Genomic DNA, 15,755 nt, shown 5'->3' on the forward strand with positions numbered 1-15,755 from the left:
CGAAGAGGAAACATCATGGCTATTCGTAAGTACAAGCCGACGACCCCTGGTCGTCGCGGCTCGAGTGTTGCCGATTTCGCTGAGATCACGCGCTCGACCCCCGAGAAGTCCCTGCTGCGCCCGCTGCCGAAGACCGGTGGCCGCAACAACCAGGGCCGCATCACCACCCGCCACATCGGCGGTGGCCACAAGCGCCAGTACCGCGTCATCGACTTCCGTCGCCACGACAAGGACGGCGTGAACGCCAAGGTCGCGCACATCGAGTACGATCCCAACCGCACGGCGCGCATCGCCCTCCTCCACTTCGAGGACGGTGCGAAGCGCTACATCCTGGCTCCGAAGCGTCTCCAGCAGGGCGACGTCGTCGAGTCGGGCGCGGGCGCCGACATCAAGCCGGGCAACAACCTGCCGCTCAAGAACATCCCGACGGGTACGGTCGTTCACGCGATCGAGCTGAAGCCCGGCGGCGGTGCGAAGATGGCACGTTCGGCCGGTGCGTCGGTTCGCCTCGTGGCGAAGGAGGGCCCGTACGCCCAGCTGCGTCTGCCCTCGGGCGAGATCCGCAACGTCGACGCGCGCTGCCGCGCGACCGTCGGCGAGGTCGGCAACGCCGAGCAGTCGAACATCAACTGGGGCAAGGCGGGCCGTATGCGGTGGAAGGGCGTTCGCCCGACCGTCCGTGGTGTCGTCATGAACCCGGTGGACCACCCCCACGGTGGTGGCGAAGGCCGCACGTCGGGTGGTCGTCACCCGGTCAGCCCCTGGGGTCAGAAGGAAGGCCGTACGCGTCATCCCAACAAGGAAAGCGACAAGCTCATCGTTCGTCGTCGTCCTTCGGGCAAGAAGCGCTAGTCGGCAGGTAGGAGAGAAGAGAAGATGCCTCGTAGTCTCAAGAAGGGCCCCTTCGTCGATAACCACCTGCTGAACAAGGTGGCCACGCAGAACGAAGCCGGCAGCAAGAACGTGATCAAGACCTGGTCGCGCCGTTCGATGATCGTCCCGGCCATGCTCGGACACACCATCGCGGTGCACGACGGTCGCAAGCACATCCCGGTGTTCGTCACCGAAACCATGGTCGGGCACAAGCTGGGCGAATTCGCCCCGACCCGTACCTTCCGTGGTCACGTGAAGGACGACAAGAAGGGCCGTCGCCGCTGACGCGGTGACGTGAAGGAGGAAGAGTCATGGTGGAGTCGATCGCACGTGTGCGTCACATCCGCGTTACCCCCCAGAAGGCCCGTCGCGTCATCGACCTGGTCCGCGGAAAGAACGCTCAGGAGGCCCTGGCCATCCTGAAGTTCGCACCGCAGGCCGCTTCGGAGCCGATCTACAAGCTCGTCGCATCGGCCATCGCGAATGCTCGCGTCAAGGCCGATAACGAGAACCAGCGTCTCAACGAGGACGAGCTCGTCGTAGCCCGCGCCTTCGTCGACGAGGGCACGACGCTCAAGCGTTTCCGCCCCCGTGCACAGGGCCGCGCATTCCGGATCAACAAGCGGACCAGCCACATCACGGTCGTACTGCAGACCGCCGATGAGCTTGCCGCGAAGAAGGGAGCCAAATAATGGGCCAGAAGATTCATCCCTACGGCTTCCGCCTCGGGGTCACCACCGACCACGTGTCGCGCTGGTTCTCGGACTCGACGAAGCCCGGTCAGCGGTACGCGGACTACCTCGCAGAGGACGTTCGCATCCGTGAGCACCTCGGCAAGTCGCTGGACCGTGCAGGTGTGTCGCGGATCGAGATCGAGCGCACCCGCGACCGCGTCCGCGTGGATATCCACTCGGCGCGACCCGGCATCGTCATCGGTCGCCGCGGCGCCGAGGCGGAGCGCATCCGCAGCGAGCTCGAGAAGATCACGGGCAAGCAGATCCAGCTGAACATTCTCGAGGTCAAGAACCCCGAGGCCGATGCTCAGCTCGTCGCTCAGGGCATCGCCGAGCAGCTCGCAGCGCGCGTGGCCTTCCGCCGCGCAATGCGTAAGGGACTGCAGGGCGCCCAGCGCGCAGGTGCCAAGGGCATCCGCATCCAGGTCTCCGGCCGCCTCGGCGGCGCCGAGATGAGCCGTTCGGAGTTCTACCGCGAGGGTCGCGTGCCGCTGCACACGCTCCGCGCGAACATCGACTACGGCTTCTACGAGGCAAAGACCACCTTCGGCCGCATCGGCGTGAAGGTCTGGATCTACAAGGGCGACCTCACGAACAAGGAACTCGCACGCGAGCAGGCGGCCCAGAAGCCGTCCCGTGAGCGCGGCGACCGCCGCCGTGCACCCCGCGGTGCACAGGCCGAGGCTGCGCCCGCCGCAGCAGGAGCGGAGAAGTAAGCATGCTGATTCCCCGTCGAGTCAAGTACCGTAAGCAGCACCGTCCCGGCCGTTCAGGTCAGGCAAAGGGCGGCACGGAGATCAACTTCGGTGAGTTCGGTATCCAGGCCCTGACGCCCGCGTACGTGACGAACCGTCAGATCGAGTCCGCTCGTATCGCGATGACCCGTCACATCAAGCGCGGCGGCAAGGTGTGGATCAACATCTACCCCGACCGCCCCCTCACCAAGAAGCCCGCTGAAACCCGCATGGGTTCCGGTAAGGGTTCACCCGAGTGGTGGGTGGCGAATGTCAAGCCGGGCCGCGTCCTCTTCGAGGTCGCCGGTGTCAACGAGGAGCTTGCACGTGAGGCGCTGACCCGCGCCATTCACAAGCTGCCCCTGAAGGCCCGCATTATCAAGCGCGAGGAGGGCGACGCGTAATGGCGATCGGTAGCAAGGAATTGGTCATCACCGAACTCGACACGTTCGAGAACGAGCGACTGACCGAAGAGCTCAAGAAGGCGAAGGCCGAGCTCTTCAACCTGCGGTTCCAGTCGGCCACCGGCCAGCTGGAGAGCCACGGACGCGTCCGTCAGGTGAAGCGCGACATCGCGCGCATCTATACGGTCCTCCGTGAGCGCGAGCTCGGTATTCGCGAGACCCCGGTTGCGACCGAGGCCCCCGCGAAGGCCAAGAAGAGCACCAAGAAGAAGACCGAGCAGGCGGATGCCGCCGCTGATACGAAGGAGGCCTAAGCATGGCTGAGATCGAGAAGGAACAGCGCGGCTACCGTAAGGCCCGTCGCGGCTACGTCGTCAGCGACAAGATGGACAAGACCATCGTCGTCGAGGTCGAGGATCGCGTGAAGCACGCGCTGTACGGCAAGGTCATGCGCCGCTCGTCCAAGGTGAAGGCGCACGACGCCGAGAACACCGCGGGCATCGGCGACCTCGTGCTCATCCACGAAACCCGTCCGCTCAGCGCCTCCAAGCGCTGGCGCCTGGTCGAGATCCTCGAGAAGGCGAAGTAAGCTCCGGCTTACGGAAGAAGGAGTAACAAGTGATTCAGCAGGAATCCAGGCTCAAGGTCGCCGATAACTCCGGCGCCAAGCAGCTGCTCACGATTCGTGTGCTCGGGGGATCGAAGCGTCGGTACGCGGGGGTCGGCGACACCATCGTCGCCACCGTGAAGGACGCCATCCCGGGCGGCAACGTGAAGAAGGGCGACGTCGTCAAGGCGGTCGTCGTCCGCACCCGCAAGTCGACCCGTCGTCCCGACGGTTCGTACATCAGCTTCGACGAGAACGCCGCCGTGATCCTGAAGGCAGACGGGGAGCCCCGCGGCACCCGTATCTTCGGACCCGTCGGCCGTGAGCTCCGTGACCGGAAGTTCATGAAGATCGTCTCGCTCGCACCGGAGGTGATCTAGTCCATGGCTAGCAAGATCAAGAAGGGTGACCTCGTCGAGGTCATCTCGGGCCCGTCGCAGGAGCGCGGTGGGTACAAGGGCAAGCAGGGTCACGTCATCGAGGTGCTCCGCGACAGCGACCGCGTCGTCGTCGAGGGTGTCAACTACGTGACCAAGCACGTGCGCCGCGGTCAGTCGTCGCGTGGCACCCAGGAGGGTGGCATCGAGACGCACGAGGCACCGATCCACGTGTCGAACGTTGCCGTCGTCGATCCCGAGACCAAGAAGCCGACCCGCGTGGGCATCCGCCTCGACGAGGTGGAGAAGGACGGCGTCACCAAGACCGTCCGCGTCCGCTACGCCAAGAAGTCAGGGAAGGACCTCTGATGACCGAGACTGCTGCGCCCGCTGGCAAAATCCAGCCGCGACTCAAGCAGAAGTACCGTTCCGAGATCATCTCGGCGCTCACCGAGCAGTTCGGTTTCGCCAACGTGAACCAGGTCCCCGGCCTGGTGAAGGTGGTCGTGAACACCGGTGTCGGTGACGCCGCTCGCGACAGCAAGGTGATCGAGGGTGCGATCGCAGACCTCACGCTGATCACCGGTCAGAAGCCGATGGTCACCAAGGCTCGCAAGTCCATCGCGCAGTTCAAGCTGCGCGAGGGTCAGGCGATCGGCGCGCACGTCACCCTTCGCGGTGACCGCGCGTGGGAGTTCCTCGACCGTCTCATCACGCTCGCACTCCCGCGCATCCGGGATTTCCGCGGGCTGTCGCCCCGTCAGTTCGACGGAAACGGCAACTACACCTTCGGATTGACCGAGCAGAGTGTGTTCCATGAGATCGATCAGGATAAGATTGATCGGGTGCGCGGTTTCGACATCACTGTCGTCACCAGCGCCAAGACCGACGACGAGGGCCGTGCGCTGCTGCGCGCATTCGGTTTCCCGTTCAAGGCCGAATAACTGAATAGTCCATTCGGGGGAGGCACCGCGGAGTTGTTCCGCGGTGCCTGCACCCGTGTCACCCAGGTCGGCGGTCGTGTAACGGCCGTCGATACCAGGCGAGAAAGAAGAGTCACTCATGACGATGACTGATCCGGTCGCAGATATGCTGACCCGGTTGCGCAACGCGAGTAGCGCACATCATGACGACGTTTCGCTCCCCGGCTCGAAGCTGAAGGAGCGGATCGCAGAGATCCTCAAGCGCGAGGGCTACATCACCGACTGGAAGGTGGAAGACGCCCGCGTCGGTACCACCCTCAGCCTGTCGCTGAAGTACGGCCCGAACCGCGAGCCGGCCGTGGAGGGCATCAAGCGTGTCTCCAAGCCCGGTCTCCGCGTGTACGCGGGCTCGACCGAGATCCCGAGCGTGCTCGGCGGTCTCGGAATCGCGATCCTGTCCACCTCCTCGGGGCTCCTCACCGACCGCGAGGCCGAGCAGAAGGGCGTAGGCGGAGAAGTTCTCGCCTACGTGTGGTAGTCCGTCATGTCACGTATTGGAAAGCTTCCCATCAGCGTTCCTGGTGGAGTCGAGGTCAAGATCGACGGCCAGCAGGTCTCGGTCAAGGGTCCGAAGGGTGAGCTGTCGCTCGTCGTCTCGGAGCCCATCCGCGTGTCGCTCGAAGAGGGCCAGGTGCTCGTCACCCGTCCCGACGACGAGCGCGAGTCGCGTGCACTGCACGGCCTCACCCGCACGCTCATCAACAACAACGTTCTCGGGGTGACCCAGGGCTTCGCGAAGCAGCTCGAGGTCGTCGGAACGGGCTACCGCGTGCTGCAGAAGGGTCAGGGCCTCGAGTTCGCCCTGGGCTTCTCGCACCCGGTCTCGTACGAGGCTCCCGAGGGCATCACCCTCGAGGTCGAGGGCGCCAACAAGGTCACCGTCCGCGGCATCAGCAAGCAGGTCGTCGGCGAGACCGCCGCGAACATCCGCAAGCTGAAGAAGCCTGAGCCCTACAAGGGCAAGGGTATTCGCTACGCCGGCGAGAATGTTCGCCGCAAGGCAGGAAAGGCTGGTAAGTAACCATGGCCGCTTCAGTGTCACGGGCTAAGGGCCGTTCGGCAGCGCGTATCCGCCGCCACGCCCGGCTGCGTAAGAAGATCGTCGGTACGGAGGTTCGTCCCCGTCTCGTGGTGACGCGTTCGTCGCGTCACGTGTTCGTCCAGGTCATCGACGACGGCAAGGGCCACACCGTGGCCTCGGCGTCGACGATGGAGAACGACCTCCGCTCGTTTGACGGAGACAAGTCCGCCAAGGCCCGCAAGGTCGGCGAGCTCGTCGCCGAGCGTGCGAAGGCCGCAGGTGTCGAGGCAGTCGTGTTCGACCGCGGTGGCAGCAAGTACGCCGGCCGCGTCGCGGCGATCGCCGATGGCGCTCGCGAGGGAGGTCTGTCCCTGTGAGCGAAGAAACGAAGGAGCAGGAAGTGACTGCACAGCCCCAGGCTGAGACGCAGGGTGCCGAGGCACCTGCTCAGGCTCAGGATCACCGGAACGAGCCCAGGGAGCAGCGTCGCGGCAGTCGTGACCGCGGCACCCGCGGGGAGCGCGGCGGTCGCGATCGCAGCGACAGCCAGTTCCTCGAGCGCGTCGTCACCATCAACCGCGTGTCGAAGGTCGTCAAGGGCGGCCGTCGCTTCAGCTTCACCGCGCTCGTCGTGGTGGGCGACGGCAACGGCACCGTCGGTGTCGGCTACGGCAAGGCGAAGGAGGTGCCCCTCGCCATCTCCAAGGGTGTCGAGGAGGCCAAGAAGAACTTCTTCCGTGTGCCCCGCGTCGGCAGCACGATCCCGCACCCGGTCCAGGGCGAGGCCGCCGCAGGTGTTGTCCTGCTGCGTCCGGCTGCTGCCGGTACGGGTGTGATCGCGGGTGGCCCCGTGCGCGCCGTCCTCGAGTGCGCCGGTATCCACGATGTGCTGAGCAAGTCGCTCGGTTCGTCGAACACCCTGAACATCGTGCACGCGACCGTCGAGGCGCTGCGACTGCTCGAGGAGCCCCGCTCCGTCGCAGCCCGTCGTGGTCTCGACTTCGACCGCGTCGCTCCGGCCCGCATCGTGCGGGCCGAGGCGAAGGCCGCGGCCGACGCTGCCGCCAAGGCGAAGGCAGGTGCGTAATGGCGAAGAGCCTGAAGGTTACGCAGACCAAGTCCGTTATCAGTGAGAAGCAGAACCAGCGCGACACGCTGCGGAGCCTCGGTCTCAAGCGGATCGGCGACTCGGTCGTCCGCGAGGACACCCGGGCCAACCGCGGTTACGTTCGCGCGGTCGCTCACCTCGTAGAGGTTGAGGAGATCGACGCATGAGCGAGAACAACGAGGAGCGCCAGCAGGTGCTGAAGGCGCACCACCTGCGCCCCGCGCCCGGAGCCAAGACCGCGAAGACCCGCGTGGGTCGCGGTGAGGGCTCCAAGGGCAAGACCGCGGGCCGCGGTACCAAGGGTACGAAGGCTCGCTACCAGGTTCGTGCCGGCTTCGAGGGTGGGCAGATGCCGTTGCACATGCGCACCCCGAAGCTCCGCGGATTCAAGAACCCGTTCCGTACCGAGTACCAGGTCGTCAATGTGGGCAAGCTCGCCGAGCTCTACCCGCAGGGCGGCGAGGTGACGGTCGCCGATCTCGTGGCCAAGGGCGCGGTTCGCAAGAACCACCCGGTCAAGGTCCTCGGCGACGGTGACCTGCAGGTCAAGCTCTCGGTTCAGGTCGACAAGGTTTCGACCTCGGCCGAGCAGAAGATCACCGCCGCGGGCGGCGAGATCAAGTAGTACGGCTGCAGTTGCAGTAGCACCAGGGGGCAGGACCCGGCAGCGCGAGCTGCCGGGTTCGGCCCCCGACGTGTGTTTCCGTCGGTTTCCCGACTCAGTTGTACCCTGGAAGACGCCGTGTAGGCTGGGGTACTGGTTTTCCGTGTTCGGTCGCGTCTGTCGCGACATCTTTCAGGAGGCAAGATTTGTTTAGCGCCATCGGTCGTATCTTCAAGACGCCCGATCTCCGGCGGAAGATTGTCTTCACGCTCGCGATCGTCACGCTGTTCCGGCTCGGCTCGTTCGTTCCGGGACCATTCGTCAACTACAACAACGTGCAGGCGTGTCTCGTGGCGAACCAGGCGGATACCTCCGGCCTGTACCAGATGATCAACCTGTTCAGCGGCGGTGCGCTGCTGCAGCTGTCCATCTTCGCGCTCGGGATCATGCCCTACATCACGGCGTCGATCATCACCCAGTTGCTCCGCGTCGTCATCCCGCACTTCGAGGCGCTCCACAAGGAGGGTCAGGCGGGCCAGGCGAAGCTGACGCAGTACACCCGCTACCTCACGATCGCACTCGCGATCCTGCAGGCCACCACGCTCGTGACGGTCGCCCGCGCCGGCATGCTCTTCGGCGCCTCGGCGAACGCGGCGTGCCAGAACCTCATCTCGCAGGAGTGGTGGTCGATCCTGATCCTCATCATGACGATGACCGCGGGTACCGGCCTCATCATGTGGTTCGGTGAGCTCATCACCGAGCGCGGCATCGGCAACGGGATGTCGCTGCTGATCTTCACCTCGATCGCCGCCACCTTCCCCGGTGCGCTCTGGATCATTCGCGAGTCGGAAGGCTGGGAGGTCTTCTTCCTCGTCATCGCGGTCGGCCTCGTTGTGATCGCCGCGGTCGTCTTCGTCGAGCAGTCGCAGCGTCGCATTCCGGTGCAGTACGCGAAGCGCGTCGTCGGCCGCCGCACGTATGGCGGGTCGAGCACCTACATTCCGATCAAGGTCAACATGGCTGGTGTGATCCCCGTGATCTTCGCCTCGGCGATCCTGTACCTGCCGATGCTCATCGCGCAGTTCAACGAGCCGGGCATCGGCGAAGAGCCGCAGCCCTGGGTGGTCTGGATCTCGAACAACCTCGTCCAGGGCGATCAGCCGTTCTACATGCTCGTGTTCTTCCTGCTCACGATCGGCTTCACCTTCTTCTACGTGCAGATCACCTTCAACCCGGAGGAGGTCGCCGACAATATGAAGAAGTACGGCGGGTTCGTTCCGGGCATCCGCGCGGGTCGCCCCACGGCGGAGTACCTCAACTACGTGCTTACCCGCATCACCAGCGCCGGATCGCTCTACCTCGGCGTGATCGCGCTCATCCCGCTCATCGCGCTCTCGTTCTTCGGTGCGAACCAGAACTTCCCGTTCGGCGGCGCTTCGATCCTCATCATCGTCGGCGTCGGACTCGAGACGGTGAAGCAGATCGACGCGCAGCTGCAGCAGCGCCACTACGAAGGGCTCCTCAAGTGACCGATTCCCGTACCACGCGTCTGCTCATCATCGGCCCGCCCGGAGCAGGCAAGGGGACCCAGGCCGCGAAGATCACCGAGCGCTACGACGTTCCCGCGATCTCGACCGGCGATATCTTCCGGGCGAACATCAAGGGGCAGACCGAGCTCGGTCAGCAGGTGCAGGCGGTCATCGAGCGCGGCGAACTCGTGCCGGACTCGCTGACCAACCGCATCGTCGAAGACCGTCTTCAGCAGGACGATGTCGCGCACGGATTTTTGCTCGACGGCTACCCGCGCAATGTCGAGCAGGTGCACGCGCTCGACGAGATGCTCCACGGAGACTCGCTGGACGCGGTGGTCCTGCTCGACGCCGATACCGAGGAGGTCGTCGCTCGCCTCATCAAGCGCGCGACGATCGAGGGTCGCGTCGACGACACCGAAGAGGTCATCAGGCACCGGCAGGAGGTGTACGCCGAGCAGACCGCGCCCCTCGTGCAGCTGTTCACCGAGCGCGGCATTCTGGTCCGTGTCGACGGTCTCGGCTCGATCGACGAGGTGTCGGAGCGTATCCGCGCGGGGCTCGACGCTCATCTGGGTGCGCGCTAAATGGCACGAGGCCTGATTCGCCGCTCGATCTACAAGTCCCCGGCACAGCTGCGCCTGATGCGGGCGCCGGGTGAGGCGACGGCGGCGGCGCTCAGTGCGGCGCGCGCGGCGATTCGACCGGGTGTGACGCCGCTCGAACTCGATGCCCTCGCGGAAGCGGCGATCCGTGCACGGGGCGGCGACCCGAACTTCATGCTCGAGCCGGGGTATCGGCACACGATCTGCGCCAACGTCAACGAGAGCGTCGTGCACGCGATTCCGACGGACCGTCCGCTCGAGCCCGGCGACATCATCGCGGTGGACGCGGGTGCGGTGGTCGACGGCTGGAACGGCGATTCGGCGTTCACCGCCGTCCTGCCCGACCCCGAGCGGCCGGAGCTGACGGACGCGAACGAGCGCCTGAGCCACGTGACGGAGCAGGCCATGTGGCGTGGGATCGCGAAGCTCGCCTCGGCGCGGCACCTCAACGAGGTGGGGGAGACGATCGCCGAGTACGTCGAAGACGTCAGCGAGTTCGGCATTCTCGAGGACTACATCGGTCACGGCATCGGTCGCCGCATGCACGAGGATCCGCCGGTGTTCAACTACCCCGTCGGCCGCAAGGGCCCTGAGGTGAAGCCCGGACTCGTCGTCGCCATCGAGCCCATCATCTCGGCCGGGGGGATCGACACGGTCACCCGGAGCGACAACTGGACCGTCGCGATGGCCGACGGCTCCATGAGCGCGCAGTGGGAGCACTCCGTGGCCGTGCACCGCGACGGCATCTGGGTCCTCACCGCCGACGACGGGGGAGCCGCTGGTCTCGCTCCACTGGGTGTGACACCCGTCCCGATCCCCTGACCTGCCTTTACATCTCGGGCGTTTCGGAGTACTGTTGGTCTTTGGTGCTTTGCGCCTGGATTCGGTGTTGCCGTTTCCCAGCAGAGCATTCGCATGACGAGTGTTCACGAACCGAAGCGATAGTGAGGCTATGGCCAAGAAAGAACGTGCCCAGAAGGATAAAGAAGGCGTCATTGAGGTTGAGGGACGCGTGCTCGAAGCGCTGCCCAATGCCCAGTTCCGCGTGGAGCTGACGAACGGCCACATCGTCCTGGGTCACATCTCTGGCAAAATGCGTCAGCACTACATCCGCATCCTCCCCGAGGACCGCGTGGTCGTAGAGCTGACCCCGTACGACCTCACCCGCGGACGAATCGTCTACCGCCACAAGTAGGCACTCCGAAGTAACGACCCGCGGCACCCCGCGGGTACGAGGACAGCGAGCATCACGAAGGAACCATCATGAAGGTCAAGCCCAGCGTCAAGAAGATCTGCGACAAGTGCAAGGTCATCCGCCGCCACGGCCGCGTCATGGTGATCTGCGACAACCCGCGCCACAAGCAGCGCCAGGGCTAGTCCAGAGCACGGACACAACTCAATAATCGATCCAGCGCATCGAAGAACCCGCCCGCACGCCAGGCGGGGGACACCTCGGGACGGAGGCCCGAACCCCCGATGCGCACCATACCTCCACCACAGTTAGAGGAGAGCCAGCATGGCACGTCTCGCAGGAGTCGATATCCCACGCGACAAGCGCGTGGAGATCGCACTCACGTACATCTACGGCGTTGGACGCACGAGCGCGCTGAAGGCGCTCGCCGAGACCCAGGTCGACGGGAACATCCGCGTCAAGGATCTCAGCGATGAGCAGCTCGTCGCACTTCGTGACTACATCGAAGCGACGTTCACGGTTGAGGGCGATCTGCGACGCGAGGTCGCCGCGGACATCCGCCGCAAGGTCGAAACCGGAAGCTACCAGGGTCTTCGTCACCGCAAGGGCCTGCCGGTGCACGGTCAGCGCACCAAGACGAACGCTCGTACCCGTAAGGGCCCGAAGCGCACCGTCGCCGGCAAGAAGAAGTAATCGCGGTTCGCGACCCAGATCACAGAGCTTTTCAGGAGAAGACACCACTCATGGCTGCACCCAAGACCGCGGCTCGCAAGCCGCGTCGCAAGGATAAGAAGAACGTCGCAGTGGGCCAGGCCCACATCAAGTCGACCTTCAACAACACCATCGTTTCCATCACTGATCCCAGCGGGGCCGTGATCAGCTGGGCTTCGTCCGGCGGCGTCGGCTTCAAGGGTTCGCGCAAGTCGACCCCCTTCGCCGCCCAGCTCGCCGCGGAGTCCGCAGCGCGCAAGGCGCAGGAGCACGGGATGAAGAAGGTCGACATCTTCGTCAAGGGTCCCGGCTCGGGACGAGAGACCGCGATCCGCTCGCTGCAGGCAGCGGGCCTCGAGGTCGGCTCGATCAACGACGTCACCCCTCAGACGCACAACGGCTGCCGCCCGCCCAAGCGGCGCCGCGTCTAAGGAGTCGAGCGCGCGACGGCGGAGCTCCGGCTCCGCCGTCAACCCCCACATCCCGATACCGCATGAGTCATATAGCGGACTCCAGCGAAAGGACCCCATACCGTGCTGATTGCACAGCGACCCACTCTGACTGAAGAACCCCTCTCCGAGTACCGCTCGCGTTTCGCGATCGAGCCCCTCGAGCCCGGCTTCGGCTACACCCTGGGCAACTCGCTCCGCCGCACGCTGCTCTCGTCGATCCCCGGTGCAGCCGTCACCAGTGTTCGTTTCGAGGGCGTGGCGCACGAGTTCACGACCATTCCCGGCGTGACCGAGGACGTCACCGAGATCATCCTCAACATCAAGGGACTCGTCGTCTCCAGCGAGCACGATGAGCCGATCACCGCCTACCTGCGCAAGACGGGTGCCGGCGAAGTGACTGCGGCCGACATCTCCGCTCCGGCGGGCGTCGAGGTGCGCAATCCCGAGCTCGTCATCGCCACGCTCGGCGAGGACGCGCAGTTCGAGCTCGAGCTGACGGTCGAGCGCGGCCGCGGGTACGTCTCGGCAGCGCAGAACCGCAACGAAGACGCTGAGGTCGGCCGGATTCCGGTCGACTCGATCTACTCGCCCGTGCTCAAGGTCACCTACCGCGTCGAGGCGACGCGCGCCGGTGAGCGCACCGACTTCGACCGCCTCGTGGTCGATGTCGAGACGAAGCCTGCCATCACCCCGCGCGACGCGATCGCGTCGGCAGGATCGACGCTCGTCGAGCTGTTCGGCCTCGCCCGCGAGCTGAACACGGCGGCTGAAGGCGTCGAGATCGGTCCCGCGCCGGTCGAGGTCGCGTCGGATGGCGAGCTCTCGATCCCGATCGAGGATCTTGATCTCTCCGTGCGCAGCTACAACTGCCTGAAGCGCGAGGGCATCAACACCGTGAGCGAGCTCCTGGCTCTCTCCGAAGCTCAGCTGATGAACATCCGCAACTTCGGTCAGAAGTCCGTCTTCGAGGTGCGCGACAAGCTCACCGAGATGGGACTGTCGCTGAAGGACGCCGTGCCCGGTTTCGATGGCGCGCAGTTCTACAGCTACGAAGACGACAGCAACTAACGATCGCCCGCCGGTCGATCGCACACCTCAGGAGATACCATGCCCAAGCCCACCAAGGGCCCCCGCCTCGGAGGCGGACCCGCTCACGAGCGCCTCATGCTCAACCAGATGGCTTCGCAGCTGTTCGAGCACAAGCGCATCCAGACGACGGAGACCAAGGCGAAGCGCCTGCAGCCCATCGCTGAGCGTCTCGTAACCTTCGCGAAGCGCGGGGATCTGCACGCTCGCCGTCGCGTGATGCGTCAGGTGCTCGACAAGTCGGTCGTTCACGAGCTCTTCACCGAGATCGCACCGCAGGTCGAAGACCGCCAGGGTGGTTACACCCGCATCGTCAAGACGGGCTTCCGCAAGGGCGACAATGCGCCGCTCGCGATCATCGAGCTCGTGCTCGAGCCCGTCGCATCGAAGCCGAAGGCCGCGCATGCGGCTCCGGTCGCTGAAGAAGCGCCCGCCGAGGAGACCGAGGCCCCCGCTGAGGAGACCGTCGAGGCTCCTGCGGAGGAGACCGCGCCCGAGGCAGAGGCCGAGGAGACCGCTGAGGCTCCCGCCGAGGAGAAGACCCAGTAGTCCGTCTCCCGCACGCCCGAACGCCCCGCGAGTCCCGGTGACTCACGGGGCGTTCGTGCGTGTGCACGGGGCGGGCGGTCGCTCGTTCGTGCGCGCGGCTGAGAGAATGGGTGGGTGACCGTCCTCCCCTCCACGCCTGCAGCGTCGTCGATCGAGCCCGAACTCCGCGTGCGTCTGGACCTCGGGTACGACGGGACGGACTTCCACGGGTGGGCGGCCCAGCCCGGGCTGCGAACGGTGCAGGGCGAACTCGAAGCAGCGCTCGCGACGGTGCTGCGGGCCGACCGGGCCGCGGTGAGCCTGACCGTGGGCGGCCGCACCGATGCGGGTGTCCACGCTCGGGGGCAGGTCGCCCATCTCGACGTGACCGCGGAGCAGCTCGCGCGCTGGAACGGCCGCGGCGCCGGTCCGGGACTGGAGGGCGCCGAAGCGGCGCGTCTGCGCGCTCGTCGCCTGCAGGGTGCGCTGCGTCGGTCGGCTCCGGACATCGCGATCCGGAGCGTGACGCTCGCCCCACCCGCGTTCGACGCCCGATTCTCCGCACTCGAGCGACGGTACGAGTACCGGATCCGCGACGAGGCCGCTCCGCCCGACCCGCTGACATCGCGGTTCACCGTTGATGTGCCGCGACCGCTCGACCTGCGGCGGATGCGCCGAGCATCCGAACGGCTGCTCGGGTTGAACGACTTCACGAGCTTCTGCAAGGCGCGCGAGGGTGCGACTGCCGTGCGGACGCTCCTCGAGTTCAGCTGGCGCGAAACGGAGGACGGCGCGTTCGCCGCCCGAATCGCAGCGGACGCGTTCTGCCACTCGATGGTGCGAGCCCTCGTCGGCGGCGTCGTCGCAGTGGGCGCGGGTCGGCTGCCGGAGGAGGAACTGACGGAGATCCTGCACGCCCGCGTGCGCACCAGTCGGTTCACCGTCATGCCGGCCCACGGGCTCAGCCTCGAAGCGATCGGCTACCCCGATGACGACGGTCTCGGTGCCCGGGCGGCCGCGACGCGCGCGCGACGGTCCGAGCTACCTTGGGTGCTGGAGCGGGGAGAGCGGGACCGCTGAGACGACGTGTGCTAAAGTAGACCCTTGGTGCGTGCCCATTCGTGAGCGCGCACCGAAATGTTGAGCCCTCCATGGGTCGGCTCGCGGACCGACGTCCGCGAATCACCACCGGAGCGGGATACACGAACACCTCCATTTCGACAGAAAGCAGCACGACAGTGACTCGCACTTACTCGCCGAAGGCCGCTGACCGGACGCACGATTGGCTCGTCATCGACGCAGCCGACGTGGTGCTCGGGCGCCTCGCCACGACCGCCGCAGCTCTGCTCCGCGGCAAGCACAAGACCACGTTCGCCCCCCACATGGACATGGGCGATCACGTCATCATCATCAACGCCGACAAGGTGGTCCTCACCTCGAACAAGGCGGATCGCAAGCGCGCCTACCGTCACTCGGGCTACCCGGGCGGCCTGAAGTCGGTCAGCTACACCGAGCTGCTCGAGAAGAACCCCGAGCGCGCCGTCGAGAAGGCGATCCGCGGCATGCTGCCGAAGAACTCGCTGGGTGCTGACCTGTTCCGCAAGCTGCGCGTCTACGCCGGCTCGGAGCACCCCCACGCTGCGCAGCAGCCGACCGCCTACACCATCGGCCAGGTCGCGCAGTAACGCGGCTCGAGAGACTTTGAGAGAAGGACACCACACATCGTGAGCACCCCAGAGCAGACCGTGGCCACTGAGAGCTACAGCACCGAGACCCCGGCTTCGCAGGCCACCGAAGCGACCCCGCGCCCCGCGCTCACCGTTCCCGGTGCAGCAGTGGGCCGTCGCAAGCAGGCCATCGCGCGCGTGCGCCTCGTTCCCGGTTCGGGCGAGATCCGCGTGAACGGTCGCGAGTTCGCCGACTACTTCCCGAACAAGCTGCACCAGCAGCTCATCACCGATCCGTTCACGGTGCTCGAGCTCAGCGGCTCGTACGACGTGATCGCCCGCATCGTCGGCGGTGGCCCCTCGGGTCAGGCCGGCGCGCTGCGTCTCGCGATCGCTCGCGCGCTCAACGAGATCGACGCGGAGCACAACCGCCCGACGCTGAAGAAGTCCGGCTTCCTGAGCCGCGACGCGCGCATCAAGGAGCGCAAGAAGGCCGGCCTCAAGAAGGCCCGCAAGGCACCTCAGTACTCGAAGCGCTAA

The 15,755-nt window shown here is 65.8% G+C and carries 28 protein-coding genes; all 28 read left to right on the forward strand.

Annotation, left to right across the window (positions count from 1 at the left end):
- Window positions 1-15 precede the first annotated feature (15 nt).
- Window positions 16-852, forward strand: coding sequence for a 50S ribosomal protein L2 (gene rplB / locus J4H85_RS06130; RefSeq protein ID WP_208237889.1), 837 nt, complete (start codon window positions 16-18; stop codon window positions 850-852).
- Between the two features lie 24 nt (window positions 853-876).
- Complete coding sequence (gene rpsS / locus J4H85_RS06135; protein WP_208237890.1) at window positions 877-1,158, forward strand: 30S ribosomal protein S19; 282 nt, start codon at window positions 877-879, stop codon at window positions 1,156-1,158.
- Between the two features lie 26 nt (window positions 1,159-1,184).
- Window positions 1,185-1,565: a 50S ribosomal protein L22 gene (gene rplV / locus J4H85_RS06140; protein ID WP_208237892.1), complete on the forward strand. Its 381-nt coding sequence runs from the start codon at window positions 1,185-1,187 to the stop codon at window positions 1,563-1,565.
- Complete coding sequence (gene rpsC, locus J4H85_RS06145; RefSeq protein WP_208237894.1) at window positions 1,565-2,323, forward strand: 30S ribosomal protein S3; 759 nt, start codon at window positions 1,565-1,567, stop codon at window positions 2,321-2,323. Before rplV ends, rpsC begins: the two co-directional genes overlap by 1 nt.
- 2 nt (window positions 2,324-2,325) lie before the next feature.
- Entirely contained in the window at window positions 2,326-2,745 is a 420-nt protein-coding gene (gene rplP, locus J4H85_RS06150; RefSeq protein ID WP_208237896.1) for a 50S ribosomal protein L16, read from the forward strand.
- The gene (gene rpmC / locus J4H85_RS06155; protein WP_208237898.1) at window positions 2,745-3,059 is read left to right on the forward strand and encodes a 50S ribosomal protein L29; all 315 of its coding nucleotides are present in this window, start codon (window positions 2,745-2,747) and stop codon (window positions 3,057-3,059) included. Before rplP ends, rpmC begins: the two co-directional genes overlap by 1 nt.
- A gap of 2 nt (window positions 3,060-3,061) precedes the next feature.
- Window positions 3,062-3,334 carry a 30S ribosomal protein S17 gene (rpsQ, locus tag J4H85_RS06160; RefSeq protein ID WP_208237900.1) on the forward strand — a complete coding sequence of 91 codons (273 nt, stop codon included), beginning with the start codon at window positions 3,062-3,064 and terminating at the stop codon, window positions 3,332-3,334.
- 29 nt (window positions 3,335-3,363) lie between these two features.
- A complete protein-coding gene (rplN, locus tag J4H85_RS06165; RefSeq protein ID WP_208237902.1) occupies window positions 3,364-3,732 on the forward strand; it encodes a 50S ribosomal protein L14 in 369 nt (122 codons plus the stop codon).
- Between the two features lie 3 nt (window positions 3,733-3,735).
- The gene (rplX, locus tag J4H85_RS06170) at window positions 3,736-4,098 is read left to right on the forward strand and encodes a 50S ribosomal protein L24 (protein ID WP_208237904.1); all 363 of its coding nucleotides are present in this window, start codon (window positions 3,736-3,738) and stop codon (window positions 4,096-4,098) included.
- Window positions 4,098-4,673 (forward strand): 50S ribosomal protein L5, encoded by a 576-nt coding sequence (rplE, locus tag J4H85_RS06175; RefSeq protein ID WP_208237906.1) that lies wholly within the window; start codon window positions 4,098-4,100, stop codon window positions 4,671-4,673. The genes rplX and rplE overlap by 1 nt, the downstream gene beginning before the upstream one ends.
- Window positions 4,674-4,791: 118 nt before the next feature.
- The gene (gene rpsH / locus J4H85_RS06180) at window positions 4,792-5,190 is read left to right on the forward strand and encodes a 30S ribosomal protein S8 (RefSeq protein ID WP_208237908.1); all 399 of its coding nucleotides are present in this window, start codon (window positions 4,792-4,794) and stop codon (window positions 5,188-5,190) included.
- A 6-nt stretch (window positions 5,191-5,196) separates the two neighbouring features.
- Window positions 5,197-5,733 carry a 50S ribosomal protein L6 gene (rplF, locus tag J4H85_RS06185; RefSeq protein WP_208237910.1) on the forward strand — a complete coding sequence of 179 codons (537 nt, stop codon included), beginning with the start codon at window positions 5,197-5,199 and terminating at the stop codon, window positions 5,731-5,733.
- A gap of 2 nt (window positions 5,734-5,735) precedes the next feature.
- On the forward strand, window positions 5,736-6,110 hold the full coding sequence (rplR, locus tag J4H85_RS06190; protein ID WP_208237912.1) for a 50S ribosomal protein L18: 375 nt from the start codon (window positions 5,736-5,738) through the stop codon (window positions 6,108-6,110).
- The gene (rpsE, locus tag J4H85_RS14160; RefSeq protein WP_208237915.1) at window positions 6,107-6,820 is read left to right on the forward strand and encodes a 30S ribosomal protein S5; all 714 of its coding nucleotides are present in this window, start codon (window positions 6,107-6,109) and stop codon (window positions 6,818-6,820) included. Before rplR ends, rpsE begins: the two co-directional genes overlap by 4 nt.
- Window positions 6,820-7,008: a 50S ribosomal protein L30 gene (gene rpmD, locus J4H85_RS06200; RefSeq protein ID WP_208237917.1), complete on the forward strand. Its 189-nt coding sequence runs from the start codon at window positions 6,820-6,822 to the stop codon at window positions 7,006-7,008. The genes rpsE and rpmD overlap by 1 nt, the downstream gene beginning before the upstream one ends.
- Window positions 7,005-7,466: a 50S ribosomal protein L15 gene (gene rplO / locus J4H85_RS06205; protein WP_208237919.1), complete on the forward strand. Its 462-nt coding sequence runs from the start codon at window positions 7,005-7,007 to the stop codon at window positions 7,464-7,466. Before rpmD ends, rplO begins: the two co-directional genes overlap by 4 nt.
- 185 nt (window positions 7,467-7,651) lie before the next feature.
- The gene (gene secY / locus J4H85_RS06210) at window positions 7,652-8,974 is read left to right on the forward strand and encodes a preprotein translocase subunit SecY (RefSeq protein ID WP_208237920.1); all 1,323 of its coding nucleotides are present in this window, start codon (window positions 7,652-7,654) and stop codon (window positions 8,972-8,974) included.
- On the forward strand, window positions 8,971-9,561 hold the full coding sequence (locus J4H85_RS06215; RefSeq protein WP_208237922.1) for an adenylate kinase: 591 nt from the start codon (window positions 8,971-8,973) through the stop codon (window positions 9,559-9,561). Before secY ends, J4H85_RS06215 begins: the two co-directional genes overlap by 4 nt.
- Window positions 9,562-10,401: a type I methionyl aminopeptidase gene (gene map, locus J4H85_RS06220; protein WP_208237924.1), complete on the forward strand. Its 840-nt coding sequence runs from the start codon at window positions 9,562-9,564 to the stop codon at window positions 10,399-10,401.
- 130 nt (window positions 10,402-10,531) lie between these two features.
- Window positions 10,532-10,774 carry a translation initiation factor IF-1 gene (gene infA / locus J4H85_RS06225; RefSeq protein ID WP_208237926.1) on the forward strand — a complete coding sequence of 81 codons (243 nt, stop codon included), beginning with the start codon at window positions 10,532-10,534 and terminating at the stop codon, window positions 10,772-10,774.
- 68 nt (window positions 10,775-10,842) lie between these two features.
- Window positions 10,843-10,956 (forward strand): 50S ribosomal protein L36, encoded by a 114-nt coding sequence (rpmJ, locus tag J4H85_RS06230; RefSeq protein WP_208237928.1) that lies wholly within the window; start codon window positions 10,843-10,845, stop codon window positions 10,954-10,956.
- A gap of 139 nt (window positions 10,957-11,095) precedes the next feature.
- Complete coding sequence (gene rpsM / locus J4H85_RS06235) at window positions 11,096-11,464, forward strand: 30S ribosomal protein S13 (protein ID WP_208237930.1); 369 nt, start codon at window positions 11,096-11,098, stop codon at window positions 11,462-11,464.
- A 50-nt stretch (window positions 11,465-11,514) separates the two neighbouring features.
- Window positions 11,515-11,913: a 30S ribosomal protein S11 gene (gene rpsK, locus J4H85_RS06240; RefSeq protein ID WP_208237932.1), complete on the forward strand. Its 399-nt coding sequence runs from the start codon at window positions 11,515-11,517 to the stop codon at window positions 11,911-11,913.
- Window positions 11,914-12,015: 102 nt separating this feature from the next.
- Window positions 12,016-13,002, forward strand: coding sequence for a DNA-directed RNA polymerase subunit alpha (locus J4H85_RS06245; RefSeq protein ID WP_208237934.1), 987 nt, complete (start codon window positions 12,016-12,018; stop codon window positions 13,000-13,002).
- Between the two features lie 39 nt (window positions 13,003-13,041).
- Window positions 13,042-13,569, forward strand: a complete 528-nt coding sequence (rplQ, locus tag J4H85_RS06250; RefSeq protein WP_208237936.1) for a 50S ribosomal protein L17 — start codon at window positions 13,042-13,044, stop codon at window positions 13,567-13,569.
- 114 nt (window positions 13,570-13,683) lie between these two features.
- Window positions 13,684-14,628 carry a tRNA pseudouridine(38-40) synthase TruA gene (gene truA, locus J4H85_RS06255; RefSeq protein ID WP_307863459.1) on the forward strand — a complete coding sequence of 315 codons (945 nt, stop codon included), beginning with the start codon at window positions 13,684-13,686 and terminating at the stop codon, window positions 14,626-14,628.
- Between the two features lie 158 nt (window positions 14,629-14,786).
- The gene (rplM, locus tag J4H85_RS06260; RefSeq protein ID WP_208237938.1) at window positions 14,787-15,233 is read left to right on the forward strand and encodes a 50S ribosomal protein L13; all 447 of its coding nucleotides are present in this window, start codon (window positions 14,787-14,789) and stop codon (window positions 15,231-15,233) included.
- A 36-nt stretch (window positions 15,234-15,269) separates the two neighbouring features.
- Window positions 15,270-15,755, forward strand: coding sequence for a 30S ribosomal protein S9 (gene rpsI, locus J4H85_RS06265; protein ID WP_372440192.1), 486 nt, complete (start codon window positions 15,270-15,272; stop codon window positions 15,753-15,755).

Origin of the sequence: Leucobacter tardus (assembly GCF_017583045.1) — a bacterium.
Lineage (GTDB): Bacteria > Actinomycetota > Actinomycetes > Actinomycetales > Microbacteriaceae > Leucobacter > Leucobacter tardus.

Excerpts from the sequence above, each read along its gene's own strand:
- rplV (WP_208237892.1), top strand. The coding sequence starts at position 1,185 with ATGGTGGAGTCGATCGCACGTGTGCGTCACATCCGCGTTACCCCCCAG.
- rplF (WP_208237910.1), top strand. The coding sequence starts at position 5,197 with ATGTCACGTATTGGAAAGCTTCCCATCAGCGTTCCTGGTGGAGTCGAG.
- rpsC (WP_208237894.1), top strand. The coding sequence starts at position 1,565 with ATGGGCCAGAAGATTCATCCCTACGGCTTCCGCCTCGGGGTCACCACC.
- rplX (WP_208237904.1), top strand. The coding sequence starts at position 3,736 with ATGGCTAGCAAGATCAAGAAGGGTGACCTCGTCGAGGTCATCTCGGGC.
- rpmJ (WP_208237928.1), top strand. The coding sequence starts at position 10,843 with ATGAAGGTCAAGCCCAGCGTCAAGAAGATCTGCGACAAGTGCAAGGTC.
- rplE (WP_208237906.1), top strand. The coding sequence starts at position 4,098 with ATGACCGAGACTGCTGCGCCCGCTGGCAAAATCCAGCCGCGACTCAAG.
- rplQ (WP_208237936.1), top strand. The coding sequence starts at position 13,042 with ATGCCCAAGCCCACCAAGGGCCCCCGCCTCGGAGGCGGACCCGCTCAC.
- rpsK (WP_208237932.1), top strand. The coding sequence starts at position 11,515 with ATGGCTGCACCCAAGACCGCGGCTCGCAAGCCGCGTCGCAAGGATAAG.
- rpsM (WP_208237930.1), top strand. The coding sequence starts at position 11,096 with ATGGCACGTCTCGCAGGAGTCGATATCCCACGCGACAAGCGCGTGGAG.
- rpsQ (WP_208237900.1), top strand. The coding sequence starts at position 3,062 with ATGGCTGAGATCGAGAAGGAACAGCGCGGCTACCGTAAGGCCCGTCGC.
- map (WP_208237924.1), top strand. The coding sequence starts at position 9,562 with ATGGCACGAGGCCTGATTCGCCGCTCGATCTACAAGTCCCCGGCACAG.
- rplO (WP_208237919.1), top strand. The coding sequence starts at position 7,005 with ATGAGCGAGAACAACGAGGAGCGCCAGCAGGTGCTGAAGGCGCACCAC.
- rplB (WP_208237889.1), top strand. The coding sequence starts at position 16 with ATGGCTATTCGTAAGTACAAGCCGACGACCCCTGGTCGTCGCGGCTCG.
- infA (WP_208237926.1), top strand. The coding sequence starts at position 10,532 with ATGGCCAAGAAAGAACGTGCCCAGAAGGATAAAGAAGGCGTCATTGAG.
- rpsH (WP_208237908.1), top strand. The coding sequence starts at position 4,792 with ATGACGATGACTGATCCGGTCGCAGATATGCTGACCCGGTTGCGCAAC.
- rpmC (WP_208237898.1), top strand. The coding sequence starts at position 2,745 with ATGGCGATCGGTAGCAAGGAATTGGTCATCACCGAACTCGACACGTTC.
- rplR (WP_208237912.1), top strand. The coding sequence starts at position 5,736 with ATGGCCGCTTCAGTGTCACGGGCTAAGGGCCGTTCGGCAGCGCGTATC.
- rpsS (WP_208237890.1), top strand. The coding sequence starts at position 877 with ATGCCTCGTAGTCTCAAGAAGGGCCCCTTCGTCGATAACCACCTGCTG.
- rpmD (WP_208237917.1), top strand. The coding sequence starts at position 6,820 with ATGGCGAAGAGCCTGAAGGTTACGCAGACCAAGTCCGTTATCAGTGAG.
- rplP (WP_208237896.1), top strand. The coding sequence starts at position 2,326 with ATGCTGATTCCCCGTCGAGTCAAGTACCGTAAGCAGCACCGTCCCGGC.